The organism is Citrobacter sp. C6_1, assembly GCF_014596835.2.
In the GTDB taxonomy this organism is placed as follows: domain Bacteria; phylum Pseudomonadota; class Gammaproteobacteria; order Enterobacterales; family Enterobacteriaceae; genus Citrobacter; species Citrobacter pasteurii.
In genome coordinates this window covers 4,473,914-4,489,908 of sequence record NZ_CP115031.1, presented here as the reverse complement: position 1 = coordinate 4,489,908, position 15,995 = coordinate 4,473,914, and the positions used below count along the sequence as shown (strand labels likewise).

The 15,995-nt window shown below is 53.3% G+C and carries 16 protein-coding genes; 7 read left to right on the top strand and 9 right to left on the bottom strand.

Going from position 1 to position 15,995, the window contains the following annotated elements; translation table 11 throughout:
* The first annotated feature begins 155 nt into the window (after positions 1–155).
* From pfkA to IB196_RS21435, 5 genes are all read left to right on the top strand, one after another.
* Positions 156–1,118, top strand: a complete 963-nt coding sequence (gene pfkA, locus IB196_RS21455; protein ID WP_005121749.1) for a 6-phosphofructokinase — start codon at positions 156–158, stop codon at positions 1,116–1,118.
* A 203-nt stretch (positions 1,119–1,321) separates the two neighbouring features.
* Entirely contained in the window at positions 1,322–2,311 is a 990-nt protein-coding gene (gene sbp, locus IB196_RS21450) for a sulfate/thiosulfate ABC transporter substrate-binding protein Sbp (protein ID WP_005121747.1), read from the top strand.
* Between the two features lie 106 nt (positions 2,312–2,417).
* Complete coding sequence (locus IB196_RS21445; RefSeq protein ID WP_005121745.1) at positions 2,418–3,167, top strand: CDP-diacylglycerol diphosphatase; 750 nt, start codon at positions 2,418–2,420, stop codon at positions 3,165–3,167.
* A gap of 73 nt (positions 3,168–3,240) precedes the next feature.
* Positions 3,241–4,545, top strand: a complete 1,305-nt coding sequence (locus tag IB196_RS21440) for an SLC13 family permease (RefSeq protein ID WP_005121742.1) — start codon at positions 3,241–3,243, stop codon at positions 4,543–4,545.
* A 113-nt stretch (positions 4,546–4,658) separates the two neighbouring features.
* Complete coding sequence (locus tag IB196_RS21435) at positions 4,659–6,131, top strand: DASS family sodium-coupled anion symporter (protein ID WP_005121740.1); 1,473 nt, start codon at positions 4,659–4,661, stop codon at positions 6,129–6,131.
* A gap of 39 nt (positions 6,132–6,170) precedes the next feature.
* Here IB196_RS21435 and tpiA read toward each other — a convergent pair whose 3' ends face one another.
* Complete coding sequence (tpiA, locus tag IB196_RS21430) at positions 6,171–6,938, bottom strand: triose-phosphate isomerase (RefSeq protein ID WP_003028783.1); 768 nt, start codon at positions 6,936–6,938, stop codon at positions 6,171–6,173.
* A 111-nt stretch (positions 6,939–7,049) separates the two neighbouring features.
* The gene (locus IB196_RS21425; protein ID WP_005121734.1) at positions 7,050–7,646 is read right to left on the bottom strand and encodes a YiiQ family protein; all 597 of its coding nucleotides are present in this window, start codon (positions 7,644–7,646) and stop codon (positions 7,050–7,052) included.
* A gap of 100 nt (positions 7,647–7,746) precedes the next feature.
* Here IB196_RS21425 and IB196_RS21420 point away from each other — a divergent pair, with 100 nt between their 5' ends.
* Positions 7,747–8,175, top strand: a complete 429-nt coding sequence (locus IB196_RS21420) for a DUF805 domain-containing protein (RefSeq protein ID WP_005121733.1) — start codon at positions 7,747–7,749, stop codon at positions 8,173–8,175.
* A gap of 70 nt (positions 8,176–8,245) precedes the next feature.
* Here IB196_RS21420 and fpr read toward each other — a convergent pair whose 3' ends face one another.
* The 4 genes from fpr to IB196_RS21400 form a co-directional block, all read right to left on the bottom strand.
* Positions 8,246–8,992: a ferredoxin--NADP(+) reductase gene (gene fpr / locus IB196_RS21415; protein WP_005121731.1), complete on the bottom strand. Its 747-nt coding sequence runs from the start codon at positions 8,990–8,992 to the stop codon at positions 8,246–8,248.
* Between the two features lie 95 nt (positions 8,993–9,087).
* A complete protein-coding gene (glpX, locus tag IB196_RS21410) occupies positions 9,088–10,098 on the bottom strand; it encodes a class II fructose-bisphosphatase (protein WP_040233046.1) in 1,011 nt (336 codons plus the stop codon).
* A gap of 182 nt (positions 10,099–10,280) precedes the next feature.
* Positions 10,281–11,789: a glycerol kinase GlpK gene (glpK, locus tag IB196_RS21405; RefSeq protein ID WP_040233045.1), complete on the bottom strand. Its 1,509-nt coding sequence runs from the start codon at positions 11,787–11,789 to the stop codon at positions 10,281–10,283.
* A 21-nt stretch (positions 11,790–11,810) separates the two neighbouring features.
* Positions 11,811–12,656, bottom strand: coding sequence for an MIP/aquaporin family protein (locus IB196_RS21400; RefSeq protein WP_005121726.1), 846 nt, complete (start codon positions 12,654–12,656; stop codon positions 11,811–11,813).
* Positions 12,657–13,082: 426 nt separating this feature from the next.
* On the opposite strand from IB196_RS21400, the gene zapB reads away from it, so the two are divergent.
* Positions 13,083–13,328 carry a septal ring assembly protein ZapB gene (gene zapB / locus IB196_RS21395; protein WP_005121725.1) on the top strand — a complete coding sequence of 82 codons (246 nt, stop codon included), beginning with the start codon at positions 13,083–13,085 and terminating at the stop codon, positions 13,326–13,328.
* Between the two features lie 202 nt (positions 13,329–13,530).
* Here the strand turns inward: zapB and IB196_RS21390 are convergent, their stop codons facing one another.
* From IB196_RS21390 to menA, 3 genes are all read right to left on the bottom strand, one after another.
* Complete coding sequence (locus IB196_RS21390; RefSeq protein ID WP_005121723.1) at positions 13,531–14,274, bottom strand: 3-oxoacyl-ACP reductase family protein; 744 nt, start codon at positions 14,272–14,274, stop codon at positions 13,531–13,533.
* A 187-nt stretch (positions 14,275–14,461) separates the two neighbouring features.
* Positions 14,462–14,947, bottom strand: coding sequence for a ribonuclease E activity regulator RraA (rraA, locus tag IB196_RS21385; RefSeq protein WP_003028798.1), 486 nt, complete (start codon positions 14,945–14,947; stop codon positions 14,462–14,464).
* Between the two features lie 92 nt (positions 14,948–15,039).
* The gene (gene menA, locus IB196_RS21380) at positions 15,040–15,969 is read right to left on the bottom strand and encodes a 1,4-dihydroxy-2-naphthoate polyprenyltransferase (RefSeq protein ID WP_005121721.1); all 930 of its coding nucleotides are present in this window, start codon (positions 15,967–15,969) and stop codon (positions 15,040–15,042) included.
* Positions 15,970–15,995: the final 26 nt, after the last annotated feature.

The window sequence follows — 15,995 nt, the reverse complement described above, 5'->3', positions numbered from 1 at the left end:
ATGTTGTGTATAAATTACCACCATTTGGCCTGACCTGAATCAATTCAGCAGGAAGTGATTGTTATACTATCTGCATATTCGTTGGATCGTTTCGATATGCGGAATCGACTTCCGGCAGCAGATTTCATTTTGCATTCCAAAGTTCAGAGGTAGTCATGATTAAGAAAATCGGTGTGTTGACAAGCGGCGGTGATGCGCCGGGCATGAACGCAGCAATCCGTGGTGTTGTACGTGCAGCGTTAACGGAAGGACTGGAAGTCATGGGGATCCATGATGGCTACCTGGGTTTGTATGAAGACCGTATGGTTCAGCTTGATCGCTACAGCGTGTCCGACATGATCAACCGTGGTGGTACTTTCCTCGGTTCTGCTCGCTTCCCGGAATTCCGCGACGAAAACGTGCGTGCAGTGGCTATCGAAAATCTGAAGAAACGTGGCATCGACGCATTAGTTGTTATCGGTGGTGACGGTTCTTACATGGGTGCAAAACGCCTGACTGAAATGGGCTTCCCGTGCATCGGTTTGCCGGGCACTATCGACAACGATATTAAAGGTACTGACTACACCATCGGTTACTTCACCGCATTGGGTACCGTCGTCGAAGCGATTGACCGTCTGCGTGATACTTCTTCTTCTCACCAGCGTATCTCCATCGTTGAAGTGATGGGTCGCTACTGCGGCGACCTGACTCTGGCTGCAGCAATTGCCGGTGGCTGTGAATTTGTTGTGGTTCCGGAAGTTGAATTTAGCCGTGACGATCTGGTTGCTGAAATCAAAGCCGGCATTGCAAAAGGTAAAAAACACGCCATCGTCGCGATCACTGAGCACATGTGTGACGTTGATGAACTGGCACATTACATTGAGAAAGAAACGGGCCGTGAAACGCGTTCTACCGTGCTGGGTCACATTCAGCGTGGTGGTTCCCCGGTTCCTTACGATCGTATCCTGGCATCCCGTATGGGCGCCTATGCCATTGAACTTCTGCTGGAAGGTCACGGCGGTCGCTGTGTAGGTATTCAGAACGAGCAGCTGGTTCACCACGACATCATCGACGCTATCGAAAACATGAAGCGTCCGTTCAAAGGTGACTGGCTGGACTGCGCGAAAAAACTGTACTGATTGTTTTTTGTTGCCCGGTGGCGTTTCGCTTACCGGGCCTACAAGAGTACACGCTGTAGGCCGGATAAGGCGTAAGCCGTCATCCGGCACAACCTTTCTTATTTATTCCCCCAGGTTATAGCAAATCTTTTTTTATTCTTTAATGTTTGGATCTCTTTCTGGCACGCTTTGCTCATCACAACATCACATAAGAGAGCTGGGCGATGAACAAATGGGGCGTAGGGTTAACATTATTGCTGGCATCGACCAGCGTTCTGGCAAAGGATATACAGCTACTTAACGTATCGTACGATCCAACACGTGAGCTGTACGAGCAGTACAATAAAGCCTTCAGTGCGCACTGGAAGCAGGAAACAGGCGATAACGTCGTGATCCGTCAGTCGCACGGCGGTTCGGGTAAGCAAGCAACCTCTGTCATCAACGGTATTGAGGCCGATGTCGTGACGCTGGCGCTGGCTTACGATGTGGACGCCATTGCAGAACGTGGCCGTATCGATAAAAACTGGATTAAGCGCCTGCCGGATAACTCCGCGCCTTACACCTCCACCATCGTGTTCCTGGTTCGCAAAGGCAACCCAAAGCAAATTCATGACTGGAACGATCTGATCAAACCAGGCGTGTCGGTCATTACGCCAAACCCGAAAAGCTCAGGCGGCGCACGCTGGAACTATCTGGCAGCATGGGGCTACGCTCTGCACCACAATAACAACGATCAGGCCAAAGCGCAGGACTTCGTCAAAGCACTGTTTAAAAACGTTGAAGTACTGGATTCCGGTGCGCGGGGCTCAACTAATACGTTTGTTGAACGAGGGATTGGCGATGTGCTGATTGCCTGGGAAAACGAAGCATTGCTGGCAACGAATGAGTTGGGCAAAGATAAATTCGAGATAGTCACCCCAAGTGAGTCTATCCTCGCCGAGCCGACCGTTTCCGTGGTCGACAAAGTGGTGGAAAAGAAAGATACCAAAGCGGTGGCAGAAGCTTATCTGAAGTATCTCTATTCCCCGGAAGGTCAGGAAATTGCGGCGAAAAACTACTATCGCCCGCGTGATGCTGACGTCGCGAAGAAATACGAAAGCGCATTTCCGAAGCTGAAGCTGTTCACCATCGACGAAGAGTTTGGCGGCTGGACAAAAGCGCAGAAAGAACACTTTTCTAACGGCGGTACGTTCGACCAGATCAGCAAACGCTAAATAAGTTCTGTGATTTACCGACCCGGTGGCATAGCGCGACCGGGTTTTTTTATTTGTCATCGTTTTGCGTTACTCTTGCCCTTCAATGGGATACAGGAAACGCGTAATGAAAAAAGCAGGCTATCTTTTACTGGCGGTGATTGTGGTCGCCGCCGCTGCAGGCGTTGGGTACTGGAAATTTAGCGGTAACCCGGACGCGTTACGCCAGATAGTCCTTGAGCAATGCCTGCCACATCAATTGCAGCAGCACGATCCCGCGCCGTGTACTGAAGTTAAACCCGATGCCGGATATGTGGTGTTTAAAGACCGTAACGGCCCTTTGCAATATTTGTTGATGCCCACTTACCGCATCAACGGTACGGAAAGCCCACTGCTGTTGAAATCAGGCACGCCGAACTTTTTCTGGCTGGCCTGGCAGGCGCGTAGCTTTATGAGCCAAAAATACGGCCATGAAATCCCTGACAAAGCGGTCTCTCTGACCATTAACTCGCGCAGCGGGCGTACACAAAATCATTTGCATATTCATATCTCCTGTCTGCGAACCGATGTCAGACAACAACTGGATGACAATCTGGCGGAAATCAGCACTCGCTGGTTGCCATTGCCCGGCGGACTGCGAGGTCATGAATATCTGGCGCGTCGCGTCACGGAAAATGAACTGGCGCAACGTAGCCCGTTTATGATGCTGGCAGAAGAGGTGCCGGATGCGCGTGATCATATGGGCCGCTACGCCCTGGCAATGGTGCGTCAGAGCGATGAATCCTTTGTTTTGCTGGCGACCCAGCGCAATCTGCTGGCGTTCAATCTCGCCTCCGCTGAGGAAATTCAGGATCATCAATGTGATATTCTGCGTTAACCCCACCTAATCTGGCGTTTACTCCGCATGCCTGTCCCCGTATTCTTGTTGAAAAAAACAACAGGAGACAGGCATGTCGCTCTGGCTTACACACCCTCTGTTTATCCCCTCTTTGGTGGTTGGCATCACCATTCTGCTCTGGGCTACGTCGCTGCTGCCGGAGTTTATCACGGCGCTGCTGTTCTTTGCCGTGGCGATGGTGGCCAAAATCGCGCCACCGGATGTGATCTTTGGCGGCTTTGCGTCCTCCGCATTCTGGTTGGTGTTTAGCGGCTTTGTGCTGGGTATCGCGATTCGTAAAACGGGGCTGGCGGACAGGGCGGCGAGGGCGCTGTCATCACGGTTGACCGACTCCTGGCCGTTAATGGTGGCGAGTGTGGTGCTGTTGAGTTACGCGCTGGCGTTTGTCATGCCGTCCAACATGGGGCGTATTGCGTTGCTGATGCCGATTGTCGCAGCGATGGCGAAACGGGCTGGAATTAACGATGGTACGCGCGCCTGGTATGGTCTGGCACTGGCCGTTGGGTTTGGGACATTCCAGCTTTCTGCGACGATTTTACCCGCAAACGTACCGAATCTGGTGATGAGCGGCGCTGCGGAAGGCTCTTACGGCATCCACCTCAATTATCTTCCCTATTTGCTGCTGCATACGCCGGTTCTGGGTTGGCTTAAAGGCGCGGTTCTCATCGTGCTTATCTGCTGGCTGTTCCCTGGCAAGCCCCATGCGCCGCGCGATCTCACGCCGTCGGAACCGATGAGTGGAGATGAAAAACGTCTGGCCTGGATGTTAGCGGTGGTGTTGCTTCTTTGGGTAAGCGAAAGCTGGCACGGCATTGGCCCCGCGTGGACTGGGCTGGCGGCGGCAGTTATCACATTGCTCCCACGGGTTGGCTTTATCAATGGCGACGAGTTTTCCACTGGGGTCAACATTCGTACCTGTATTTATGTGGCGGGTATTCTGGGGCTGGCGATCACCGTCACGCAGACCGGTATCGGTAGCGCGGTAGGCGAGGCGCTGTTACAGGTGATGCCGCTGGATGCGGACAAACCGTTTACCAGCTTCCTTGCATTGACCGGCATTACCACGGCGCTTAATTTTATTATGACGGCGAACGGCGTTCCGGCGCTGTATACCACGTTGGCGCAAAGCTTTGCCGATGCGACGGGATTCCCGCTGCTGTCGGTGATTATGATTCAGGTACTGGGCTATTCCACTCCGCTATTGCCGTATCAGGCTTCACCGATCGTGGTGGCGATGGCGCTTGGGAAAGTACCTGCAAGGGCGGGAATGCTGCTGTGTATCACGCTGGCGGCGGCAACGTATCTGATACTGCTGCCGCTGGATTATGTGTGGTTTAGCGTGTTGGGGAAATTATAGTTGTATCGGAATGTTAATTTTTTGTTTTGTGAGTGGGTGAATTGTATTATGCGCACCGATATCGGTTAATACCTGAGCGCATAATTGCGTGCTGGAAACTCAAGGATTGATTCATGGACAGATTGACCCCCATCCGCTGTTGGCCTGCCATCATCTCGATTGTTATTACGCTGACCATCTGGTTTGTTATCCCATGTCCAGCAGATGTTACCCCCGAAGCGTGGCATCTGCTGGCGTTATTTATCGGTACTATCGCGGCAATTATTGGTAAAGCCATGCCTATCGGCGCGATTGCGATTGTGGCAATTATGCTGGTAGCCATGACTGGCGTAACGCATCCCGGTAAACCCACCGCGGCGCTGAGCGATGCGTTAAGTGGTTTTTCTAACCAGCTAATCTGGCTGATTGGTTTATCCATTATGCTGTCGCAAAGTCTGTTAAAGACCGGCCTGGGCGCGCGTATTGGCTATGGGTTTATTGCTTTGTTTGGCAAAAGAACGTTGGGTATCGCCTGGGCGCTAACGCTGGCAGAAACGCTGATCGCACCCGTTACGCCAAGCAATACCGCGCGTGGTGGCGGCATTATTCACCCGGTAATGCGGGCGATTGCGGAAAGTCTGGGCTCTCAACCCGGTGACAAGGAGAACGGCGCTACAGGTCGTTATCTGGCTCTGGTGAACTACAACATTAACCCGATCAGCTCGGCAATGTTCATCACCGCGACCGCACCTAATCCGTTAATCGTCAGTTTTTTGACAAAGGGGACGGATGGCGTGCTGAACATGACCTGGGGAATGTGGGCGATTGCGGCGCTTCTTCCTGCCGTTGTCTCACTGGTCGTGATGCCTATTGTCATCTGGTGGCTCTATCCGCCAGCTATCACGCGCACGCCAAATGCGCCGCAGTTTGCGCGGCAAAAACTGGATGCGCTGGGTCCACTTTCTTTGGCAGAGAAAATCACCCTGGGGGTGTTCATTTTGCTGCTCTGTCTATGGGCGGGTGTTCCAGCAATGCTGATGGGCAGTGCCTGGAGCGTAAACCCCACTAGCGCCGCGTTAATTGGATTGTCGATTCTATTGATGGCGGGTGTATTGAGCTGGGATGACATTCTTAAATGCCGCGGGGCATGGGATACGATAGTCTGGTTTGCCGCACTGGTTATGATGGCGGATTTCCTGAGCAAACTGGGTCTGGTGGGGTGGCTGGCGACGAGTGTTGGTAGTGCAATTGACCATCTCGGCGTGCACTGGAGTATCGCCACGCTGCTGTTGATCCTGCTTTATGTCTATTCACACTACTTTTTCGCCAGTACCACTGCACATATCACGGCCATGTTCGCGGCTTTCTTTGCTGCCGGATTAGGCCTCGGTGCCCCACCGGCGCTGCTCGGTCTGATGCTGGGCTTCTCCTCCTCGTTGATGATGTCGCTCACGCACTATGGCACGGGTACTGCGCCGATCATCTTTGGTTCGGGCTATGTCACGCTGGCGGAGTGGTGGAGAACGGGACTGGTGATGAGTGTGGTCAACCTGACCATTTGGGGTGTGACCGGCGCCTTCTGGTGGCACTGGTTGGGATACTGGTAGTTAATACAGCGGGAGGAGTGCTCCTCCCGCCTTAACAACTTAGGCCTGTTTAGCGGCTTCAGCGGCTTTAACGATCACTGCGAAAGCGTCTGCTTTCAGAGATGCACCGCCAACCAGCGCGCCGTCGATGTCCGGCTGAGCGAACAGTTCAGCAGCGTTTGCTGCGTTTACGGAACCGCCGTACTGGATGATAACCTGTTCAGCGATTTTCGCATCAGCTTTAGCAATGTGGTCACGGATGAATTTGTGGACTGCCTGAGCCTGAGCAGGCGTTGCAGATTTACCGGTACCGATAGCCCATACAGGTTCGTAAGCGATAACCACGCCTTCGAATGCTGCTGCGCCCTGAGTTTTCAGCACGGCGTCAATCTGGCGTGCGCAAACTTCTTCAGTTTTGCCTGCTTCGTTTTCCGCTTCGGTTTCACCGATGCACAGAACCGGGGTCAGACCTTGCTCTTTCAGCACAGCGAATTTCTTCGCGATCAGCTCGTCAGACTCTTTGTGGTAAGTACGACGCTCAGAGTGACCGATAATGATGTACTGCGCGCCGATATCTTTCAGCATTTCAGCAGAAGTTTCACCGGTGAATGCGCCAGACAGGTTCAGGTCAACGTTCTGCGCGCCCAGAATGATGTGGCTACCGGCAGCGGCGTGTTTCGCCAGGTCGATATACATTTCCGGTGGAGCGATTGCTACTGCACAGCCAGCAACGCCAGCCAGTTCTTTACGCAGATTAGCAACCAGTTCGTTTACCATGTGGCGGCTGCCGTTCAGTTTCCAGTTACCCATCACTAAAGGATGTCGCATTTCATTTCTCCACGCTTGTCAGCGAATTAAGGAATATGGCCGCCCGTCAGGGCAGCATGGTCTGTGAAACAGTATAGAGATTCATCCCCTGAAAGGCTTTGCTTTTTGTCATCAATTCGCTTTCTCAAGACTTTCTGATAGTGCCAGCTTAATCGGTTCAACAGCGAAGGTCAGCCCTTTTTCACCGTTATCTGCGATGACATAGCGGATTGCGCCTTCGGTTTCGGCGTAATAGTGCTTACCTTTGCCGGCAGCGAGTAATTTTTGCAGCTTTTTCTGGCTTTGCTCTTTCGTCAGTAGCGGCGCGACGGTGCGAATGACGGCGGTCATGTATTCCAGCGCTTTCGCTTTGGCCGCCTTTTGTTCTGGCCCCTGAATCGGCAGCCAGGTTATCTGCATACTTTTGATTTTTAAGGTGCCGCGCTCAAGGGCGGAGGACGCATACAGGTTTTCATTAATTTTACTGGCGGCACGGGTGAGATTTGCCCGATCGCGGCTGCTGTCGATGGCACGGAACTCATTCAGAATAAGCTTCGGATTCTGCGTATTAAAGTTTTCGCGAAACTGGCTAATCGACAGGTCAAAGGTCGGCGCCCCTGCCAGTAAATAGGGGGCCGTGGTTGCCGTCGATGGCTCTTCCGCCCGTGCCGCAGTACTGGCGGTTAAGGCTGAAAACAATAATAAAAACAGTGTCAATCCTTGCTTCATCAATCGTACCTTTCATTCTCTCTGCTCACGATTAAAACGGTAACCGTCAGGCTTGTCAAAAGGGTAAACTGTTCTGGAAGGTAATAATAAAGGAATCTACATGACCATACAGCAGTGGTTATTCTCATTTAAAGGGCGTCTTGGACGCCGTGATTTCTGGATTTGGATAGGCCTGTGGATTGTCGGGATGCTGGTTTTGTTTTCGCTGGCGAGTAAACAATTGCTCGATATCCAGACGGCGGCATTTTGTCTGGTCTGTCTACTGTGGCCGACGGCTGCAGTCACAGTAAAACGTCTGCATGATCGGGGTCGCTCCGGCGCGTGGGCGTTCCTGATGATTCTTGCATGGATGCTGCTGGCCGGAAACTGGGCAGTATTGCCTGGTGTCTGGCAATGGGCGGTAGGCCGCTTTGTACCGACGTTGATTCTGGTTGGCATGCTTATCGATCTGGGCGCCTTTGTCGGCACCCAGGATGCAAATAAATACGGGAAGGACACGCAGGACGTAAAATACAGAGCTGACTCGTAGGCCGGATAAGGCGCGTCAGCGTCGCCATCCGGCAAAATGCCCGGGACGCTTACCGGGCAGTGAAATGTGCTTACCAGTAATGCTCAGCGGTCATATGGCCCGGTCGACGGCGCAGATGTTTGGTCATCTGCCGGGTTTCTTTCAGCAACTGCTGCGTGTCGCGTACCATTTGCGGGTTACCACAGAGCATCACATGACTGGTTGCTGTATCCATGGGTAGCCCAACTGCCGTTTCCAGCGCGCCGCTTTCAATCAACGCCGGAACTCGCCCGGTTAATGAACCTGCGGCGGTTTCACGGCTGACAACCGTCTGGATGCGTAATTTACCTTCGTAACGCTTTTCAAGCGCCTGCATCAACGGCAGATAGCTTAAATCGGCGGCATAACGTGCGGCATGGACCAGCACCAGATTTTTAAAACGGTCCAGATCTTTGCCCAACTGCAGAATCGATAAATATGGGCCGATAGCCGTGCCGGTTGCCAGCATCCACAGTGTGTCGCAATCGGGGACTTCATCCAGCACGAAGAAACCGGCTGCTTCGCTCACTACCTGTACTTCGTCGCCAGGCTTCAGTGCGGCCAGACGGGGGCTGAGTTTTCCGTCAGGAACCGTCACCAGATAGAACTCTAAATCGGGGTTATCAGGCGCATTCACGTAGGAATAGGCTCGCTGGACGCGCTCGCCGTCGATTTCGAGGCCGAGCTTGGTAAACTGACCTGCCGTGAAGGGAAGAACCGGAGCTCGCACGGTCAAACTAAATAAGGCATCGGTCCAGTTCTGTACCTTAGTGACTTTGCCTGTTACCCAATCTGCCATGGTTTTCTCCTGTCTGCTGTGATTGCCTTATCTTCGTTCGTTGCACAAAAGATTTCCAGCCCAGATGGGCTGGAAGGCTCTATTGATCAAATCAATTACAGGATATGCGTCTGTACATCCGGATCTTTGCGATCGAGGTAGTGGATGGACTGAATACGACGGATCGTACGTGATTTCCCACGGATCAGCAGCGTTTCGGTGGTGGCGATATTACCTTTGCGGCTAATGCCTTCCAGCAGATCGCCTTTGGTGATCCCGGTTGCGGAGAAAATAACGTTGTCGCTGCGGGCCATTTCATCCAGACGCAGCGCTTTACCTGCCTCAATACCCATCGCGGCGCAGCGAGCCAGCTCCTGTTCGCCGATACGACGGTTCTCTTCGCTGTCGCCTTTGACGTCATGGCGAGCCAGCAGGCGGCCTTGCATGTCGCCATCCAGCGCGCGGATAACGGCGGCAGAGACGACACCTTCCGGTGCGCCACCAATGCCATACAGCACGTCAACTTCGCTGTCGGGCATGCAGGTCAGAATAGACGCGGCCACGTCGCCGTCGGGAATCGCGAAGACGCGAACGCCCAGCGCCTGCATTTCGGCGATGGTTTCATCGTGGCGTGGTTTCGCCAGAATGGTGACGGTCAGTTCGCCGAGCGGTTTGTTGAGCGCGCTGGCGACATTACGCAGGTTGGCTTCCAGCGACAGGTTCAGGTCGATTGAACCTTTGGCGCCAGGGCCGACAATCAGCTTTTCCATGTACATATCCGGCGCGTTCAGGAAGCAACCCTTGTCGCCGACAGCCAGTACCGCCAGCGCGTTGGCCTGGCCCATGGCCGTCATGCGTGTGCCTTCGATGGGATCGACGGCGATGTCGACCGCATCGCCGAGACCGGTTCCGACTTTCTCGCCGATGAACAGCATCGGCGCTTCGTCGATCTCACCTTCGCCAATCACGATGGTGCCGTCGATGTTGACCTGGTTGAGCATAATACGCATGGCGTTCACCGCCGCGCCGTCAGCGGTATTTTTATCGCCGCGGCCCAGCCATTTATAGCCAGCCAGCGCGGCCGCTTCGGTCACGCGTGAAAATTCAATGGCAAGTTCTCGTCTCATTGCAAACTCGTAGCTGAAAGGAATGGCGCGAAGTGTAGCACAGGGGAGTGAGGGAATAATTGATATGCTCGGGGGTTACTTCTGCACAGATAACTTACCGGGCGGCGACGTTGCCTTATCCGGCCTACACAAGCATGTAGGCCGGATAAGACGCCTTAGCGTCGCCATCCGGCAATGACGTATTACTCCTCGTGATCTTCCCACGCCAGCGCGCGTTTGACCGCTTTTTTCCAGCCGCTGTAACGGAAGTTACGCTCGGTGGTTTCGATGCCTGGGCGGAACTCACGCTCAATGACCGCTTTTTCCTGCAGCTCATCCAGATTCTGCCAGAAGCCTACTGCCAGGCCAGCCAGGTACGCGGCACCCAATGCGGTGACTTCGCGGACTTCCGGACGCTCTACACGTGTGCCGAGAATGTCTGACTGGAACTGCATCAGGAAGTTGTTGGCTACCGCACCGCCATCCACGCGCAGCGCGTGTAAACGAATACCGGAGTCCGCCTGCATTGCTTCCAGCACGTCACGCGTCTGATAAGCGATAGACTCAAGCGTTGCGCGGATGATGTGGTTGGAGTTTACGCCACGGGTCAGGCCGAAGATGGCGCCACGTGCATACGGGTCCCAGTATGGAGCACCCAAACCGGTGAACGCCGGAACAACATATACGCCGTTGGTGTCCTTCACTTTGGTGGCGAAATACTCTGAGTCGAATGCATCGCTGATGAGTTTCATCTCATCACGTAGCCACTGGATGGACGCACCCGCCATGAACACAGCACCTTCCAGCGCGTAGTTCACTTCCCCGGTCGGGCCACAAGCGATAGTGGTCAGCAGTCCATTTTCTGACTTAACGGCTTTCTCGCCGGTATTCATCAGCATGAAGCAGCCAGTACCGTAGGTGTTCTTCGCCATCCCTTCTTTCACGCACAGCTGGCCGAATAGTGCAGCCTGCTGGTCACCCGCGATACCGGAGATAGGAATACGTGTGCCGCCTTTACCGCCAATGTTGGTCTGGCCGTAGACTTCAGAAGAACGGCGAACTTCCGGCAGCATGGCACGCGGAATATCCAGCGCATCCAGCATCGTGTCATCCCAGTCCAGGGAGTGGATGTTGAACAGCATGGTACGCGAGGCGTTGGTGTAATCCGTGACGTGTACGCGTCCCTGAGTCATTTTCCAGATAAGCCAGGTGTCCACGGTACCAAACAGCAGTTCGCCGCGACGAGCTCGCTCACGCGAGCCTTCAACGTGGTCGAGGATCCACTTCACTTTGGTGCCAGAGAAGTACGGGTCAATGACCAGGCCGGTGTTGTTACGGATGTACTCTTCCATGCCATCGCGCTTGAGCTTTTCGCAGATATCCGCGGTACGACGGCACTGCCACACAATGGCGTTATAGATTGGTTTTCCGGTCTCACGCTCCCAGACGATGGTGGTTTCACGCTGGTTGGTTATACCGATTGCTGCAATTTCATCGGAACTGATATCGGCTTTCGCCAGAACTTCAACCAGCGTAGAGCTTTGGGTCGCCCAAATTTCCATTGGGTCGTGTTCTACCCAACCTGCTTTCGGGTAGATTTGCTCGAATTCGCGCTGTGAAACGGCAACGATATTCGCATCGTGGTCCATTACGACCGCGCGGGAGCTGGTGGTGCCCTGGTCGAGCGCAACGATATATTTTTTTTCAGTCATAATTTTTGTCCCGTAGTCACATTACAGCGAAGCTTTTTGTTGAGTGTTGGCCGCCGCATCTTTTTCTTCAATCGCGCAGACATCGCACGGTAAATGGCGACCAATCAGTTTGCGATATGCCCATGCGCCCAAAATCGCGCCGGTAATTGGGCCAAACACCGGAACCAGGAAGTAAGGGATATCACGACCACCCGTGAAGGCAATCTCGCCCCATCCTGCCATCCAGGCGAAGAGTTTCGGTCCGAAGTCACGTGCCGGGTTCATCGCAAAACCTGTCAGCGGACCCATGGAAGCACCAATAACGGCAATCAACAAGCCGATCAGCAGTGGTGCCAGCGGACCACGCGGTACACCGTTACCATCGTCGGTCAGAGCCAGAATCAGCCCCATTAGAATAGCGGTAATGACCATTTCAACCGCGAAGGCCTGCACAAAATTGATATGCGGGTTCGGATAGGTGGAGAAAGTACCTGCCAGACCCAGGCTCTCGGTACTGCCGCGCACGATATGGTTAGTTTGTTCAAAATCGAGGAAAAGATTGTAATAAAGCCCGTAAACCAGTGCCGCTGCGCAAAAGGCGCCGGCAATTTGCGAAATAATAAAAGGGACAACTTTGCGTTTATCAAAACAGGCGAACAGCCAGAGTGCGATAGTTACCGCGGGATTCAGGTGTGCGCCAGAAACGCCTGCTGTCAGATAGATAGCCATGGCTACCCCCAGACCCCAGATGATACTGATTTCCCACTGACCAAAAGTAGCACCAGCCACTTTGAGTGCAGCGACACAACCCACACCGAAGAAAATCAACAACCCGGTACCGAGGAATTCAGCAATGCACTGGCCTTTCAAGGTTGATGTTTGACTCATAATCGGATCCTGAAGAGTTTAATGTTTATTGTATGCGAGAAGGTCACTGACATCCCCGGAGCCGGTAGGCACACTGTTAATTTATCGTTAACGCTCAAAAACGAGAAATATCGAAATTAAAATGTGTGTACTCCATCAACAAAATGAGCGTTTTCGCGCCATTGCGCGGTATTTGTTATACAAAAATAGTGTGAGCTGAATCATTTCACCGATCATCCTGTTAACACTTAAGAGTTATGACGGTTGTGTCACCAGGACAAAGATTAAAAGTGTTGCAAACCGCAATCTGCGCGGGATGCCGCTGGACAGGGATGGCGCGGCTTCATACAATCGGTGTTAAGTAGTGTGCGCTCGTTTTTATTAAGGCGTCGCCGGTTATCGGGACGAGGATTTTTATCCATCAACGCCTTGCAATTCAGGAGAGGTATGACGATGTCATTAGAAGTGTTTGAGAAACTGGAAGCAAAAGTACAGCAGGCGATTGATACCATCACGCTGTTGCAGATGGAAATCGAAGAGCTGAAAGAAAAGAACAACTCACTGTCGCAGGAAGTTCAGTCTGCACAGCAGCAGCGTGAAGAGCTGGAGCGTGAGAACAACAGCCTGAAAGAACAGCAGAACGGCTGGCAGGATCGTCTGCATGCCCTGCTGGGTCGTATGGAAGAAGTCTAATTACGCTTCATCTTTCGTGCCGTAGCTGCGTTGGCTGCGCTCAGTTACCCCAGTCACGTAGTTTACTACGCTCCTGGGGATACCTTCGTTTGCCGCCTTGCTACAACACGAAATCTCTTGCGTAATCGTTCCTGTGTAGGCCGGATAAGGCGTAAGCCGTCATCCGGCAATACAAACGTTTTACCGCAACACAACGTTAATTTCAGGCATTCAAACCCCCATCTACGTCCAGACCGGTGCCGGAAATCTGCCCAGCCTCTGGGCTTGCCAGAAACGTCACCGCCGCTGCAACATCCTCCGGTGTTCCGTAATGCCCTGTCGCAATAAGCTGTCGTTGGGATTCTGCCTGCTCGCCATCTGCCGGGTTCATATCACTGTCCGTTGGACCGGGATGGACAAGATTAACGGTAATACCCCGTGGGCCGAGATCACGAGCCAGGCCACGGGTTAGCGAGTTGAGCGCTGATTTAGTCATCGCGTAGACGGCAATCCCCGGCTGGGCGACGCGGTTGGCAAGACAACTGCCAATATTGATGATTCGCCCACCTTCAGGGAGATGCGGCAGCGCGGCCTGTATGGCAACTACCACGCCACGGATGTTCACGTTAATCAATGCGTCGATGTCCTCCAGTGACAGCGACTCCAGCGGGCCGCCGCGTGCGATTCCTGCGTTGTTGACCAGAATATCCAGTCCTCCGAGTGACTGTACCGTGCGGTTTACGGCGTTCTGAATCGCCTGAGCGTCTGCACTGTTTGCCTGAATGGCCTCACCATGGCGGCCAAGTGCTGTAATTTCATCGGTAACGGCCTGGGCTTTCTCCGCAGATTTTTCATAGGTTATAACAACATCAGCACCGGCTTTCGCCAGCGACAGTGCAATGGCGCGCCCTAATCCACGACTGGCTCCGGTGACCAGCGCTTTTTTACCTGTCAGATCGATATGCATGATGACCTCGTGATGAGAGTGATGAGATTCATCATTAGGTATAGAGAGAGTTTTTTCTTCGTCAATGCGCAGGATGGGGGAATCGGAAGGGGAAAATGGCAAAAGAGGCTCTGGAGATTTTTAGAAGCGAAAAAAAGCCAGTCAGTTGTTTAACCGACTGGCATCACACCGAATTGCGGTGTTTTCTTTACTCGATATCGAGCGGGTCTTCGGAGAGGATTATCCCGGTGTTGTCGGCGTACAGGTGGTCGCCAGAGAAGAACGTTACGCCGCCAAAGTTGACGCGCACATCGCTTTCCCCAATACCCTCCCCTGCGGCACCGACCGGAATTGCGGCAATCGCCTGAATGCCGATATCCAGTTCTTCCAGATCGTCTACCTGACGGACTGAGCCGTAGATGACCAGACCTTCCCATTCATTCTGTACGGCCAGTCGAGCCAGTTCGGCATCGACCAGCGCACGACGGACAGAACCGCCGCCATCGACCAGCAGAATGCGACCACGGCCGTTTTGTTCGAGCAGATCGTACAGCAACCCGTTGTCCTCGAAACATTTTACCGTGATGATTTGCCCGCCAAACGACGACCGTCCTCCAAAGTTAGAGAACAGTGGTTCCACGACGTTGACATCTTCCTGATAGATGTCACAAAGCTCGGATGTATCGTATTTCATAGGCTCAACGTTCAGTTGCTGCGAGAATTTTTAGTATATCGCGCTATGTGTACTGTTGGCAAAATCATCAATTGTTAATTGATATTTGTCAGTTAAAGAGACCACTGACTTAAGAAAATTCCAACAACAAACAGCAGGTTAGTCAACAGTGCCGCTTTTACGGTGCGTTCCAGCATTGGGCGCATTGCCGTCGGATCCATTTCACGCATCACGTAGCGTGCCTGTTTAATCAGCAGTGGTGCGGCGAGGATAAAGAGCCATCCCCATAAACTTTGCAGCGAGAACAGGTTAAACAGCGCCAGGCAGACCAGCGTGCCCATCAGCAGACAGGCGTGGTAGCGGCGGGCATTGACAGCGCCTAAACGCACGACCAGCGTGTTCTTGCCGTTCTCTCTGTCGCTGTTGATATCGCGCAGGTTGTTAACGTTGAGTACGGCAGTTGCCAGCAGGCCGCAGGCGGTAGCAGGCAGAATGAGCGCCGGAATCAACGTATGCGCCTGCAGATACCAGCTTCCCATCACGCTCAGCCAGCCGAAGAACACCAGTACAGAAATATCACCCAGACCGATATACCCGTATGGACGATTACCGACGGTATAGGTGATAGCGGCGATAATCGACAGGCCGCCGAGAATCAGGAAGCCGACAAAATCCGCCAGCGTGTGACATGCCACCGCCACCAGCGCCAGACCGGACAGGCAGATTAAGACCACGGTGACAATCAGCGCACGCTTCATCTCTTGCTGGGTAATAACGCCTTTTTGCATACCGCGCAGCGGTCCAATACGGTCGGGTTTGTCGCTGCCTTTAACGGCATCGCCATAGTCGTTCGCGAGATTGGACAGGATTTGCAGCAGTCCTGCGGTAATCAGTGCCAGCAGAGCGACCAGCGGATCAAAGAACCCTTGCCACCATGCTAATGCCGTACCGACGATGATCGCCGCGAAGGCGAGCGGTAAGGTCTTAGGTCGTAAACTTTCCAGCCAGGCTTGCGAGCGGCTAATTTGTTGTTGTTCAGTCATATTTAGCGCCAATAAAAATGGGGCTT